Origin of the sequence: Bradyrhizobium viridifuturi (assembly GCF_001238275.1) — a bacterium.
Taxonomy (GTDB): Bacteria; Pseudomonadota; Alphaproteobacteria; order Rhizobiales; family Xanthobacteraceae; genus Bradyrhizobium; species Bradyrhizobium viridifuturi.
The window spans coordinates 1-12,326 of the sequence record NZ_LGTB01000019.1 but is presented as its reverse complement, the minus strand read 5'-3'; the positions used below and the strand labels follow the sequence as shown (position 1 = coordinate 12,326).

Sequence of the window (12,326 nt, the reverse complement as noted above, 5' to 3'; positions counted from 1 at the left end):
CATGCGCCGGGCCCGACCCACCGCGGGACAGAGCCTCAGAGCGGCGGGCTGATGTGGCGATGAGCGGCGGCCGCCTCGCCTTGCGGATCGGCCACCGGCAGCTTGACGGTCACGCGCAGGCCCGAGCGTCCGGCGCCGGTCACATTCTCGAACAGGATCGAACCCTCGGCGCGATCGACAATTCGCTTCACGATCGAGAGCCCGAGCCCGGCCCCCTCGCCGCTCGGCTGGCCGCCGCGAAAGAACGGCTCGCCTATCCGCGCCAGGTCCTGCGGCGGAATGCCCGGCCCGGAATCTTCGACCTGGATGACCGCCATGCCGTCCTCGCGATGGACGCTGAGATCGACGGCCCCGCCGTTGGACGTGAACTTGATCGCGTTCTCGACCAGGTTCCGGACTGCCGAGACGAGGGACATCGGATCACCGTTCACGGCGACCGCCTCGACGGTCGTGAAGCCGAGATCGATGTTGCGCGCCGCCGCCTCCGGCAGCAGATCGGCGACCACACCCTTTGCGATCTGGTCCAGGTCCACCGCCGCGCTCACGACGGACGGCGCGGCGTCCTGACGCGCCAGCGCCAGAAGTTGCTCGAGCAGGTGCTTGGTGCGCCGCATGCCGCTCTTCAACGCATCGAGCCGGTCGCGCGTCTCCGCGGGCATGTCGAGCGACGCAAGATTTTCCGCTTGCAGGCTGAGCGCGGTGACCGGCGTTCGAAGTTCATGGGCCGCGTCGGCGATGAAGCGCCGTTGCTGGTCCATCATGGCGCGCGTCCGCCCGAGCAATCCGTTGATGGAGCCAAGGAACGGCTGGAGCTCGCTGGGCGCGCCGGTCGCGGGCAGCGTGCCGATGTCGTCCACCTTGCTCGCGTCGAGATCGCCGGCGAGGCGCAACATCGGCCGGAACGATCGGGCGATCACGAAGGCGGTCATCAGCAGCAGGCACGGCACCAGCGCGGCGATCGGCAACAGCGTGCGCACGGCCATGTCGCCCGCGATCTCGGTGCGGATCTCGGTCTGCTGCGTCACTGCGAAGCGGCTGCCGTCCGGCCGCGTCCGAAGCAGCACGCGGACCGGCTGTCCGTGATAGACGTCGTTGTGCAGCCCATCCGTCAGGCCCCACAGCCGGCGATCATCGGTGGCGCCGCGCGGCGCCTCGCCCAGTTCGACGACGGCAACCTCGGCATCGGCATCGACACCGGTGACCGGGCGGCTCTGCCGGATCGGAGCGCTCAGCGCGAAGCTGCCGATCTGGATCAGGACCGAGTCCTGCATCTCTATCGCTTCGCTGTAGGCCCATCGGTACGCCAGGATTCCACCGACGGCGCCGGTCAGCAGAATGATCGCCGTGAGTCCGACGAACAGGCGCCCGCGCAGCGATCCCATCATCTCGAACGATCCACCATCCATCCGACGCCACGCACGTTCCGGATCGCTGACGCGCCGAGCTTTCTGCGCACCGCGTGGATCAGGAATTCGACCGCGTTGCTCTCGACCTCCTCGCTCCAGCCATAGATCTGGCGTTCGAGCTCGGCGCGGGACAGGATCGTTCCCGGCCGATTCAAGAGCGCCTGAAGCAGCGCGAATTCGCGCGCGCTGAGCACGGCCCTTTCTCCACCGAGGGCTGCTTCCCGCGTCGCCGGGTCGAGATGAAGCTCGCCGTTGGTCAGCACCGGCGGCGCCCCGCTGCCCTCGCGCCGCAGCACCGCCCGCATGCGCGCGAGCAATTCCGCGATCTCGAACGGCTTGACCAGGTAGTCGTCGGCGCCGAGATCGAGCCCCTGGATGCGATCGTTCAGCGCATCGCGCGCGGTGAGAATGATCACGGGAAGGCGCGTCGAGCCGGCGCGGATCGCCTTGAGGACGTCGAGGCCATCGGTCAAAGGCAGTCCGAGATCGAGCAGCGCGATGTCGTAGGTCTCGCTACGGCTGGCCTCGATGGCAAGTTCGCCGTCGCGCACCCAGTCGACGGCATAGGCGGCATCCCGCAGCGCCTCGACGACGGCGGCGCCGATCATCCTGTCGTCTTCGACCAAGAGCACGCGCATCGCCTGGCAATCCGTCCCGATCCGTGCCGGAGCTCCACCCGGCGAAACTGCGTCGTATCGCCCAACCCGCGACACCCGCGCGATCATATCAGCTTCGACTTAGCCTGAACTTAGGGCTTTCGGCGCCGCCGTGGCCGCCACTTCGCCCGGCTAAGCCGGAGCTAAGTCTCGCGGGGCACGCTTCGTGTCGAACCCGGCGGAACCGCCGGCAATCTCACAGCGGAGTTCACCACCGTGCAGGTTACCCGGCGCATCGGCCGCAGCATGCTGAACAAGGTCCCCGAAGTCACCCTCGTCTTCTGGCTGATCAAGGTCATGTCGACAACGGTCGGCGAGACCGGCGCCGATTATCTCGCCGTCCATGTTGGCCTAGGCACAAGCGTGACCGGCCTGATCATGGCCGCCCTGCTGGCGGCGGTGCTGGCTGTCCAGCTGCGGAGGGACCGTTACGTGCCATGGGTCTACTGGCTGACGGTCGTGCTCGTCAGCATCGTCGGGACGCAGATCACCGATGCGCTGACCGACAAGCTCGAGATCAGCCTCTACGTCAGCACGGTGCTGTTCGCGATCGCCCTGGCGGCGACCTTCGCGATCTGGTTCGCGGTCGAGCGGACACTGTCGATCCACAGCATCGTGACCACGCGGCGCGAATTGTTCTACTGGGCGGCGATCCTCTTCACCTTCGCGCTCGGCACCGCCGCCGGCGACCTTGCCACCGAAGCGCTGGGCCTCGGCTTCAACGTCGGCGTCGTGGTGTTCATGGCGCTGATCGCAGGCGTCGCCGCGGCCTACGCGCTCGGCGCCAACGAGGTGCTGGCGTTCTGGATCGCCTACATCCTGACCCGGCCGCTCGGCGCCTCGTTCGGCGACATGCTGTCGCAATCCCGCGACTATGGCGGTCTCGGCCTCGGCACGATCTACACCAGCCTCGGCTTCCTCGCGGTGATCGTCGCGCTGGTCGGCTGGCTGTCGCTCGCAGGCGGCAGCGAGCGAAACCCCGAAGCATCGCCCCACGCATGAGTTCGCCGCCCTTCCGGACGGACAACGGCGGAAAGCCCCCAACAGGAGAACCACGATGAACCGAACGATAGTCGCACTTGCCGCAATCCACGCTCTCGTGGTGACTTCACCATTTCCGCATGCGAGCGGAGGCCTCAACCTGCTGCCTCGCGCGCAAGCCGCCGGATCCAGACTTGGCGACCTGACGCCGTTCCGCAGCATCGCCGCCGATGTCGCCGCACTGGTCGACAAGGGTGACCTTTCCGGCGCCAAGACGCGAATCAAGGATCTCGAGACCAGATGGGACGAGGCAGAAGCCGGTTTGAAGCCGCGCGCGGCCGCGGACTGGCACACGATCGACAAGGCGATCGATCGTGCGCTCGAGGCGGTGCGTGAGAGCAATCCAGACGCCGCCAAATGCAGGAAGGCGCTCGCCGAGTTGCTGTCGATCATGGACCAGATGAAGGCCTGATCCCGTCGTCCATCATTTGACCACCCGCCGGCGGTACCGACCGTCGGCGATGTCTCTTGAAGTGACGAATCTTGGAGTGACCACCCCATGGATATGCTGCTCGACAACGCCACTGACGATCGCACGGGCAAGGTTCCCGCCGTCACGCTCGGCTTCTGGATCATCAAGATTCTCGCCACGACGCTCGGCGAGACCGGCGGCGATGCCGTCACGATGTCGATGAATCTCGGCTATCTCGTCGGCACCGCGATCTTTGCGGTCATCTTCGCAATTGCCGTCGCCGCGCAGATGGCCGCAAGGCGCTTTCACCCGCTGCTCTACTGGACGGTGATCATCGCGACCACGACCGTCGGCACGACCTTCGCCGATTTCGTCGACCGTTCGCTCGGGATCGGATATCTCGGCGGCTCGTCGCTGCTCGCCGGTCTGCTCGTTGCATCGCTCGCTGCGTGGTATCGCACCATGGGAACGGTCTCGATCGCCTCGATCGACAACAAGGCGGCCGAAACCTTCTACTGGATCACGATCCTGTTCTCGCAGACGCTCGGCACCGCACTCGGCGACTGGATGGCCGACTCCACCGGCCTCGGCTATGGCGGCGGCGCCATCGTGTTCGCCGCCGGCATCGCCGTCGTTGCCGCCGCCTATCTGTGGACCCGGGTCTCGCACACGGTGCTGTTCTGGATCGCGTTCGTCCTGACCAGGCCGCTCGGTGCCACCGTCGGCGATTTCCTCGACAAGCCGCTGGATCACGGCGGCCTCGCGCTCAGCCGCTACACGGCATCGGTTGCTCTCGCCGTTGCGATCGCGGCCCTGGTCTTCATGCTGCCGCAGCGCGCCGGCAAGCACGCGTGAGCCTCGAGCCTTTGCCCGCTCCGGACATCGTTCCCATCGAGCGGGCAAGGTGGCGCATCGCAATCGATCCGCGCGCGGTCGATGACCGGTTGCCAATGTGATCCGGTTCCAAAGAGAGGCCTAGGACGTTTTGCCGCAGCCCGCGTCGCGAGCGAGCGTGACGCCCGTCATAGATGACGCGTCCGAATTCTGCGATCCTGATTTTGATATTGCCGTTTTTTTTCAATGCGCCGCTCTCGCCCAATGACGCGGGAGCAGCACCAGCCCGCTTCGCGAAGGCGAAGCTGATTGCCTTGCACCTTGGAAATTTGCCGGCTTCGACCGGCGCGCCACGAGGAAGCAAACCATGGCCAATACCCCACCGGTCGTCTCGATTGGTAACCACAGCCTGTTGTCCAATCACTGGCAAAAAATCCAGCCCTGGCTGACTTATTCCGACGCCGACGGCAATCCCGCGCAAAGCTTCCAGTTCTTCGACAGCGGCACGTCCGCGACCAGCGGTTATTTCTGGACGCCCAGCAACACCCATTGGGCCGCCAACACCATCATCGACGTTGCAGCGTCCGACCTCTCCGACGTGTGGCTGAGCTCCGGTTCGGTCAGCGGCTCGGAGACAATGTGGGTACGCGCCTTCGACGGGACCGATTGGAGCACATGGACGTCGTTCACCCTCACGACGACGCCAAACACGCCTCCAGTCGCTGCGATCAATGACCAGTCGCTGCACGTCAATACATGGGCGAAGGTCGAGAATTGGCTGAGCTACTCCGATGCCAACGGAGATCCCGCGACCAAGTACCAGTTCTGGGACAGCGGCACGTCTGCGACCAGCGCCTATTTCTGGACTCCCACCAATTCGCATTGGGCTGCCAACACGACGATCGAGGTTTCGGCCGCCGACCTGACCAACCTCTGGATCCAGGGCGGCTCGACGACCGGCACCGAGACGATGTGGGTCAGGGCATTCGACGGATCGGACTGGGGTTCCTGGGATTCTTTCGGACTGACGACGACGAACTCGGCGCCTGTCGCGACGATCGGCGATCATTCGGTGCACATGGGCCAGTGGGTCACCGTCAGCAACTGGTTGACGACGTCGGATGCCGACAATGACACGATCACGAATTACCAGTTCTGGGACAGCGGCACCGCCGCGACCAGCGCGTATTTCTGGACGCCGACCAATTCGCACTGGGATGCAAACACGACGATCGACGTTTCGGCCGCCGATCTCGCCAATGTCTGGATCCAGGGCGGCTCGGCGACCGGTTCCGAGACGATGTGGGTCAGGGCGTTCGACGGCACCTCGTGGGGCAATTGGGACAGTTTCGCGGTGACGTCGACCGTCAACACGCCGCCGGTCGCGACCATCAACGACCAGTCGGTTCACGTCAATACATGGGTCAAGCCGGAAGGCTGGCTTGGCACCAGCGATGCCGAGGGCGATACGATCACCAAGTATCAGTTCTGGGACGGCGGCACGGCCGCGACCAGCGCCTACTTCTGGACCCCCACCAATGCGCATTGGGCGGCCAGCACCCCCATCGACGTCTCGGCGTCCGACCTGGACAGCCTCTGGATTCAAGGTGGCTCGGCGACCGGCGCCGAGACCATGTATGTGCGGGCCTTCGACGGCACCGCCTGGAGCAGTTGGGACAGCTTTACCCTGACCTCCACGAACACGGCGCCAACGGTTGCGATCAACGATCATACGCTGAACGCCGCGCAATGGGCGCAGCTCGTCAACTGGACGTCGGCATCCGACGTCGATGGCGATCCGATCACCAAGTACCAGTTCTGGGACGGCGGCACGGACGCGAACAGCGGCTACTTCTGGACATCAACGAATTCACACTGGGCGGCGAGCACGCCGATCGAGGTGTCGGCGTCCGATCTGGCTGACGTTTGGGTGCGAGGCGGCACCGCAGGCGGTTCGGAGGCCATGTACGTTCGCGCGTTCGACGGAACCAGCTGGAGCGCCTGGGACAGCTTTAGCCTGACGTCGCTGCCAAACCACGCGCCTGTCGCCACGGTCAACGATCAGACCTTGCACGTCAACGAGTGGAGCCAGATCAGCAACCTGGTGTCCTATTCCGACGCCGACGGAAATCCTGCAACGGAATATCAGTTTTGGGATGGCACCACGGCCGCGAACAGCGGCTATTTCTGGACGTCGGCGAATTCGCACTGGCCGGCCGCCACCGTCATCGACGTCGGCGCCGCCGACCTCGGCGATGTCTGGATGCGGGGCGCGCCGCCACCGGCACCGACTTGATGTACGTACGCGCGTTCGACGGAATTGACTGGAGTTCGTGGCACGCTTTCGCGCTCACGACCATCGTCTAGCTGCCTGCTGCGATCCGGTGGCGGACACGGCATCGCCGTGTTACGCCACCGACTGTCCGGCTACGCAGCCTGGTTCGGCGTGAAGATGACCTTGCCCTTGAACGCCGACGCCTGCGCGATCGCCTGCGAAAAATCCTCCAGGCGATAAGACCCGACCACCGGCGCGCTGATCGCCCCTGAGGCGACCATCGGCACGAGGTGGTCGTACATCGTGGCCAGCGCCTCGTCGGTTGCGGTCTTGCTCCAATGGGCGAGCCAGAAGCCGCGCACCGACACCTCGTTGAAGATCACGCTGAGAGCCGAGCCGGAGAACGGCTGTCCGCTCATCGCGCTGTAGATGACCAGCATGCCCTTCGGCGCCAAGCAGTTCATCAGGTTCAAGGCGGACGCGCCGCCGACGACGTCGAGCGCCAACTGGATCGGCGCCTTGCCGGTCTCCCTGGCGACGCGTTTGGCAAGGTCCGGCCCGTCGACTAGCACGATATCGCCGCCGACCGCCTTGACCTCATCCACGACCTCCTCGCGGCGGACAATGTTGACTGTCTTCAGCCCAAGCGACCTGGCGATGCCGATCACCGCGCGCGCCGTCGCCGAATTGGCGCCGTTCTGGATCACCCAGCCGCCGCGCGGGATCTTGACGAAATCGGTCAGCAACAGATAGGCGGTCGCCGGATTGACCGCGATCATGGATAGCTGCCGGATATCGGCAGCTTCGGGCAGCGGGCGCTGCCAGGACGGCGTGAACTTGAGCCGTTCGGTCCAGGTCGGGATCGTGAACGGGATCAGCGTGCGGTCACCTTCCCTGAGGTTCTTGACCTGCGCCCCCGCGGCGATGACGCGCCCGACGCCCTCGATCCCGAGCGTCGCCGGCGGCGTCGGCAGATAGCCGTAGCGTCCGGCCATGATCATGAAGTCCGAGTTGTTGATCGGCGCGGCCTCGACCGCGACCACCACCTCGTCCGGCCCGGGGCTGCCGACATCAGGCACCTCGTTGAGCTTCACCACTTCTGCCGGACGTCCGAACGCAACCACCTGAACCGCCTTCATGGCATCATCTCCCGATTTTATTCTGTACTTATAGGTATAGAATAAGCGTGACGTCAATGGCTGGAATTGCCTTCCTTGCAACGTGAAGGCTTCACATCTGACGCGGGAGTACATAAAACAGCACCATGGCAAGGCCGCGCAGCTTCGATCCGGACGACGTCCTGGAAATCGCCCGCCAGGTGTTCTGGCAGAAGGGCTTTCAGGCGACCTCGCTCGACGAGATCACCGCGGCGAGCGGGATCGCGAAGCCGAGCCTTTACGCGGCGTTCGGCGACAAGCACGCGCTGTTCCTGCGCGTGCTGGACCGCTATCACGACGGCATCCTCGGCTGGGCCGAGCGCGTGCTGGCGCAGCCGGGGCCGGCCCGCGAGGCGATCAGGCAGTGGCTGACCGGCTTCATCCCGTACTGCTCGGGCGAGAAGGGACAGCGCGGCTGCCTGTCGATCAATTCGGCGACCGACGGCTCGCTCGATCAGGCCGCGCTCCGCAAGAGCATCGAGCGCTACAACCGGCGGCTCGAGGAGCTGTTGCGCAGCCGGCTGCGTGCCGACCGCGACCAGTTCAGGAAGGGCTTCGATCCCGACGTCACCGCGCACACGGTGATGGTGGTGCATGCCGGGCTGATGGCGCTCGCGCACCAGACACCGGATTCGAAGCAGGTGATGGCCGTGATCGACCAGGTGATGAGCCTGCTGGCCTGAGCTCGCCGGCACTGGCGTTGCGCTGTGCCTCTCATGAATGTGATTTATATGATTATCATCATCTATTGATGAACTGAACTTCGTGACCATTTCCGGATTGGCTGACATGGGCTTCCGGAACTGGGAACCAGATGAACACATCGTCTTGGCGTATCACGCTTACCGTACTCATCGCCCTGCTATCGATGCCGGCGATCGGTCCGGCCCGGGCCCACGATCACGACCATCCCGAACTCAACGGCTGGTATGAGAGCCTGCACAGCGGCAAAGGACCCTGCTGCGACGGCAGCGACGCAACGCGTGTCGACGACGCCGACTGGGAAACCAAGGACGGCCACTACCGGGTACGCCTCGAGGGCGAATGGGTCGACGTTCCCGATGAGGCGGTCGTCAGCGGCCCCAATCGCGCCGGCCATACCGTGGTCTGGCCGTATTACCTGAACGGTCATCCTAGGCCGCGCTGCTTCATGCCCGGCAGCATGGGCTGAGCAGACGCGCCGCACCAGCTCAGAGATCGAGCTGGATCAGGTCTTCGCCGTCCGCCTCCGGCTTTGCCGGCACGGCGCAGCAGATCAGCACTTCGTCATCGGCCACCTCGGCGGTCGGCTGCTTCAGATAGGTCACGGCACCCGCCTGCAATTTCGTTCGGCACGTTCCGCAATTGCCTTCCCGGCAACTGAACACAGGACTGAGGCCGCGCGCTTCCGCAAGGTCAAGCAGCGTGCCCGACTCCGGCGTCCAGCGCGCTTCCTTCATCGATGCCGTGAAGGCGACCGGGACCGGCGCGGTCGCAGGCGGCCGGCGCGGCGGCGGCGCGGTGATGACGTCCGGCTTCCGCAGCAGCGATGAAGGGCCGAAGGCTTCGGCGTGAATCCTGCTGTCGGCAATGTTGTAGCCGCGCAAGGCGTCATAGAGCGATTGGGTGAACTGCGGCGGGCCGCACAGATAGAAATCATAGTCGTTGAACGGCAGCACGCGCGACAGCAGCGCCATGTCGATCCGCCCCGCGGTGTCATAGTCGGTGCCCTGCTCGGCGCCATCGACGTCACTCAGCACGCGGACGATCCGGACAGCGCCGCCGGCGGCCACAGCCAATTGCTGCAACTCGTCGCCGAACGCACGCTCTTGCTTGGCACGGGCGGCCTGGAACAGGAAGGTCGGCCGGATGCCGCGGGTCCGCAGCCCCTCATAGACCACGTGGCGCAGCATCGCGAGCAGCGGCGTGATCCCGACGCCGCCGGCGAGCAGCACCGCCGGCCGCTTCTCGCGCGCATCGATCGTGAAGCCGCCCGCCGGCGCGCGCGCCTCGATGATGTCGCCGACACGGATGTTGTCGTGCAGATGCTGCGACACCGCGCCATCACGCTTCACGCTGATGCGATACATGCCGTCCGACGGCGCGACCGACAATGTATAGGTGCGGACGATCGGCTTGTCGGCGCCGGGGAGCGCGATGCGGATCGGCAAATGCTGTCCGGCCTGGTGCGGCAGCCGCCCGGCGCCATCATCCGGCTGCAGATGAAACGAGCGGATCGAGCGGCTCTCATCGACGATTTTGGTGACCTTAAACGGACGCCACTGCGTCGCAAGCTCGGTTGCGCGGATGCGGTCGGCGGTCTGCGTCCAGTCGCCGGTCATCAATGCATTGGGCGACCAGCCGTCGGCCCGGAACGCCCAGCGCAGCGGCAACGCGCCGCGCCTGCGCACCATGCGGCGGGCACGAAAACTCCAGAGCCGTTCGGCACCCTGGAACGCCGCGATCTCGGGCGAGTCCAGGATCACTTCGGCATCGCCGGTCAGTTGCAGCATGTCGCCGGTTTCGAAATCGACGAAGGCCAGTCCGGCCTTGCCGTTGACGAGGATGTTGCCGAGCGTGTTGAAGAACAGGTTGCCTGCGAAATCCGGAATGGTCAGCGTGCCGTCGGCGGCGACGCGAACGAAGCCTGCCTTGCCGCCGCGATGCGAGACGTCGACCTGGCGGCGGTCCTCGCGCTCGGCGTAGGACGCCACGAAGAACGTGTCCGCCGCCGCGATCATGTCGCGCCCAGCCTGGTCGAGCGTCGTGCTCGTCTCGATCTCTCCGGTGAACGGCTGATCCGGTTCGCGCACGAAGGCGAAGTCGCGGAGCTGGATATATTGCGGGCAATTGCCAAAACTCTGATCGAGTTCGAAGCTCAGCGCGTTGCCGGACGATGCGCGGAGCAGCCCGTTGGCGCGGTTGCGGCGCCGCGTGTGCAGCTCGATGCCGAGCAATGCGATGGCGTCGTCCTCGCGCATGCCGTCGCTGACGGGATCGCTTGGGTCAGGCCGTGCGGAGATCTCGAGGCTGCGCGATGTCGGTGAGGCGATGAAGCCGGGTCGGCCGGCCAGCAACGAGGCCCACGCGTCGCCGCTGCGGTCCACGCTGCCGACCACGATGAAGGGAATTTGCCCAAAGAATTCGCGATGCTGGTCGGGCATGAAGTCGCGCACGGCGCGCTGGCCGACGGCCTCCATCTTCTCGGCGACGCCGACCCTTTGCTGGATCGCCTTCTCGCCGGCATGCCAGGCCGCGAGCTTACTCTTGGTTCGCCTGTCGCTCATCGCCTCGCCCTCCCTTCTCGGGCCTCGAGGGGCGCGCCCCGCAGCACGCCCGCTCAGCCTATCACGCAGCCGCCGCCAGACCGACGCGGGTCTTGGCGAAGGGCACAAAGCCCGGCAGCGCCTCGATCCGGCGCAGGAGCGCGCTGACGCGGGCATAGGCGGAGAGATCGACATTGCCTTCCGGCGCGCTCGACAGATAGCTGTAGAGTGCGACGTCGGCGATCGTCGGCTGCGCGCCGACCAGCCAGTCGCGATCGGCGAGATGAGCCTCGAGCCGCTTCAGCAAGACATGGGCGCGAGCGATCACGTCTTCCGGGTTGAACTTCGCGCCGAACACGGTGACGAGCCGCGCCGCGGCGGGTCCGAACGCGAGATCGCCGGCGGCAACCGACAGCCAGCGTTGTACGGCGGCAGCGCCCTTCGCATCCTGCGGCAGCCAGTCGGTGCGGCCGAGCTTGGTCGCGAGATAAACCAGGATCGCGTTGGAGTCGGGAATGATGACGCCGTCATCGTCGAGCACCGGCACCTGGCCGAACGGATTGAGCGCCAGAAACTCCGGCGTCTTCTGCGCGGCGGACCTGAGGTCGACCTCGACCAGCTCGTGCGGAATTCCGAGCAGGGAGATGAAGAGGCGGGCGCGGTGTGCGTGACCGGAGAGCGCAAAGTGATAGAGCTTCATGGTGCCGTTCCTGATGTCGTGGACGGGGCCATTCCCGACCGCGACCTCAAGGTGGCTCATTGCAGCTGCAATTATAATTATCGTCGTGGGAACTTCATTATTGCAAATATCGCAATAACGCGGGCACGCGCCGATCAAACCTCGACGATCACGTAATTGTCTTCGATGTGCACCGGGAACGTCTCGGCGACGTAAGGCCCCTTCTGCAGTTCCGCGCCACTTTCGACCGCGACCGGATAGGAGCGGATCCTGAACCGCTTCGGGTCGAACCAGGACTGGCCGTTGCGGATGTCGAACTCCCACCCGTGCCACGGGCAGCGCAGCATCTCGCCGACGCGGTCGCGCTGATAGATGCCGGGCTCCGGCGAAGTCAAGCGTGCGACGCAGGCCGCCTTCTCCAGCGGCGCACCCTCATGCGGACACCGGTTGAGCAGCGCGAAGAACTCGCCATTGACATGGAACACGACGATATCGCGGCCCTCGAGGCCGAACACCTTGTTGCCGCCGGCCGGGATTTCGCTGGTGCGCGCGACGATGTGACGGGTCATCGGAATCCTAGTGTCTTGACCGCAACGGCGGTGTGCTCCCTCGCCCCGTTCT

12 protein-coding genes are annotated in these 12,326 nt (G+C 65.4%); 6 read left to right on the top strand and 6 right to left on the bottom strand.

Annotation, left to right across the window (positions count from 1 at the left end; all coding sequences use genetic code 11):
* Nucleotides 1-35 precede the first annotated feature (35 nt).
* Nucleotides 36-1,385, bottom strand: coding sequence for an ATP-binding protein (locus tag ALC15_RS18365; RefSeq protein ID WP_063781847.1), 1,350 nt, complete (start codon nucleotides 1,383-1,385; stop codon nucleotides 36-38).
* A complete protein-coding gene (locus ALC15_RS18360; protein ID WP_050628460.1) occupies nucleotides 1,382-2,044 on the bottom strand; it encodes a response regulator transcription factor in 663 nt (220 codons plus the stop codon). Before ALC15_RS18360 ends, ALC15_RS18365 begins: the two co-directional genes overlap by 4 nt.
* Nucleotides 2,045-2,308: 264 nt before the next feature.
* Between ALC15_RS18360 and ALC15_RS18355 the strand changes: the two genes are divergently transcribed.
* The 4 genes from ALC15_RS18355 (at nucleotide 2,309) to ALC15_RS18340 (ending at nucleotide 6,645) form a co-directional block, all read left to right on the top strand.
* Complete coding sequence (locus ALC15_RS18355; protein ID WP_050628556.1) at nucleotides 2,309-3,064, top strand: COG4705 family protein; 756 nt, start codon at nucleotides 2,309-2,311, stop codon at nucleotides 3,062-3,064.
* A 55-nt stretch (nucleotides 3,065-3,119) separates the two neighbouring features.
* Nucleotides 3,120-3,515 carry a hypothetical protein gene (locus ALC15_RS18350; protein WP_050628459.1) on the top strand — a complete coding sequence of 132 codons (396 nt, stop codon included), beginning with the start codon at nucleotides 3,120-3,122 and terminating at the stop codon, nucleotides 3,513-3,515.
* A gap of 87 nt (nucleotides 3,516-3,602) precedes the next feature.
* Nucleotides 3,603-4,370: a COG4705 family protein gene (locus ALC15_RS18345; RefSeq protein WP_244486137.1), complete on the top strand. Its 768-nt coding sequence runs from the start codon at nucleotides 3,603-3,605 to the stop codon at nucleotides 4,368-4,370.
* Nucleotides 4,371-4,716: 346 nt separating this feature from the next.
* Nucleotides 4,717-6,645 (top strand): hypothetical protein, encoded by a 1,929-nt coding sequence (locus ALC15_RS18340; RefSeq protein WP_244486136.1) that lies wholly within the window; start codon nucleotides 4,717-4,719, stop codon nucleotides 6,643-6,645.
* A gap of 131 nt (nucleotides 6,646-6,776) precedes the next feature.
* On the opposite strand, the gene ALC15_RS18335 is transcribed toward ALC15_RS18340, so the two are convergent.
* On the bottom strand, nucleotides 6,777-7,763 hold the full coding sequence (locus ALC15_RS18335; RefSeq protein ID WP_050628458.1) for a zinc-dependent alcohol dehydrogenase family protein: 987 nt from the start codon (nucleotides 7,761-7,763) through the stop codon (nucleotides 6,777-6,779).
* Nucleotides 7,764-7,888: 125 nt separating this feature from the next.
* On the opposite strand from ALC15_RS18335, the gene ALC15_RS18330 reads away from it, so the two are divergent.
* Together ALC15_RS18330 and ALC15_RS18325 are read left to right on the top strand one after the other, a co-directional pair.
* A complete protein-coding gene (locus tag ALC15_RS18330; RefSeq protein WP_050628457.1) occupies nucleotides 7,889-8,464 on the top strand; it encodes a TetR/AcrR family transcriptional regulator in 576 nt (191 codons plus the stop codon).
* Nucleotides 8,465-8,595: 131 nt separating this feature from the next.
* On the top strand, nucleotides 8,596-8,952 hold the full coding sequence (locus tag ALC15_RS18325; protein WP_050628456.1) for a hypothetical protein: 357 nt from the start codon (nucleotides 8,596-8,598) through the stop codon (nucleotides 8,950-8,952).
* 19 nt (nucleotides 8,953-8,971) lie between these two features.
* Here the strand turns inward: ALC15_RS18325 and ALC15_RS18320 are convergent, their stop codons facing one another.
* From ALC15_RS18320 to ALC15_RS18310, 3 genes are all read right to left on the bottom strand, one after another.
* Entirely contained in the window at nucleotides 8,972-11,047 is a 2,076-nt protein-coding gene (locus tag ALC15_RS18320; RefSeq protein ID WP_050628455.1) for a 2Fe-2S iron-sulfur cluster-binding protein, read from the bottom strand.
* 61 nt (nucleotides 11,048-11,108) lie between these two features.
* The gene (locus tag ALC15_RS18315) at nucleotides 11,109-11,726 is read right to left on the bottom strand and encodes a glutathione S-transferase family protein (RefSeq protein WP_050628554.1); all 618 of its coding nucleotides are present in this window, start codon (nucleotides 11,724-11,726) and stop codon (nucleotides 11,109-11,111) included.
* A 134-nt stretch (nucleotides 11,727-11,860) separates the two neighbouring features.
* Nucleotides 11,861-12,274, bottom strand: coding sequence for a Rieske (2Fe-2S) protein (locus tag ALC15_RS18310; protein ID WP_024584852.1), 414 nt, complete (start codon nucleotides 12,272-12,274; stop codon nucleotides 11,861-11,863).
* Between the last annotated feature and the right edge of the window lie 52 nt (nucleotides 12,275-12,326).

Bases quoted from the DNA above. Each gene is read 5' to 3' on its own strand.
- ALC15_RS18365 (WP_063781847.1), bottom strand. From the start codon at position 1,385: ATGATGGGATCGCTGCGCGGGCGCCTGTTCGTCGGACTCACGGCGATC.
- ALC15_RS18360 (WP_050628460.1), bottom strand. From the start codon at position 2,044: ATGCGCGTGCTCTTGGTCGAAGACGACAGGATGATCGGCGCCGCCGTC.
- ALC15_RS18355 (WP_050628556.1), top strand. From the start codon at position 2,309: ATGCTGAACAAGGTCCCCGAAGTCACCCTCGTCTTCTGGCTGATCAAG.
- ALC15_RS18350 (WP_050628459.1), top strand. From the start codon at position 3,120: ATGAACCGAACGATAGTCGCACTTGCCGCAATCCACGCTCTCGTGGTG.
- ALC15_RS18345 (WP_244486137.1), top strand. From the start codon at position 3,603: ATGGATATGCTGCTCGACAACGCCACTGACGATCGCACGGGCAAGGTT.
- ALC15_RS18340 (WP_244486136.1), top strand. From the start codon at position 4,717: ATGGCCAATACCCCACCGGTCGTCTCGATTGGTAACCACAGCCTGTTG.
- ALC15_RS18335 (WP_050628458.1), bottom strand. From the start codon at position 7,763: ATGAAGGCGGTTCAGGTGGTTGCGTTCGGACGTCCGGCAGAAGTGGTG.
- ALC15_RS18330 (WP_050628457.1), top strand. From the start codon at position 7,889: ATGGCAAGGCCGCGCAGCTTCGATCCGGACGACGTCCTGGAAATCGCC.
- ALC15_RS18325 (WP_050628456.1), top strand. From the start codon at position 8,596: ATGAACACATCGTCTTGGCGTATCACGCTTACCGTACTCATCGCCCTG.
- ALC15_RS18320 (WP_050628455.1), bottom strand. From the start codon at position 11,047: ATGAGCGACAGGCGAACCAAGAGTAAGCTCGCGGCCTGGCATGCCGGC.
- ALC15_RS18315 (WP_050628554.1), bottom strand. From the start codon at position 11,726: ATGAAGCTCTATCACTTTGCGCTCTCCGGTCACGCACACCGCGCCCGC.
- ALC15_RS18310 (WP_024584852.1), bottom strand. From the start codon at position 12,274: ATGACCCGTCACATCGTCGCGCGCACCAGCGAAATCCCGGCCGGCGGC.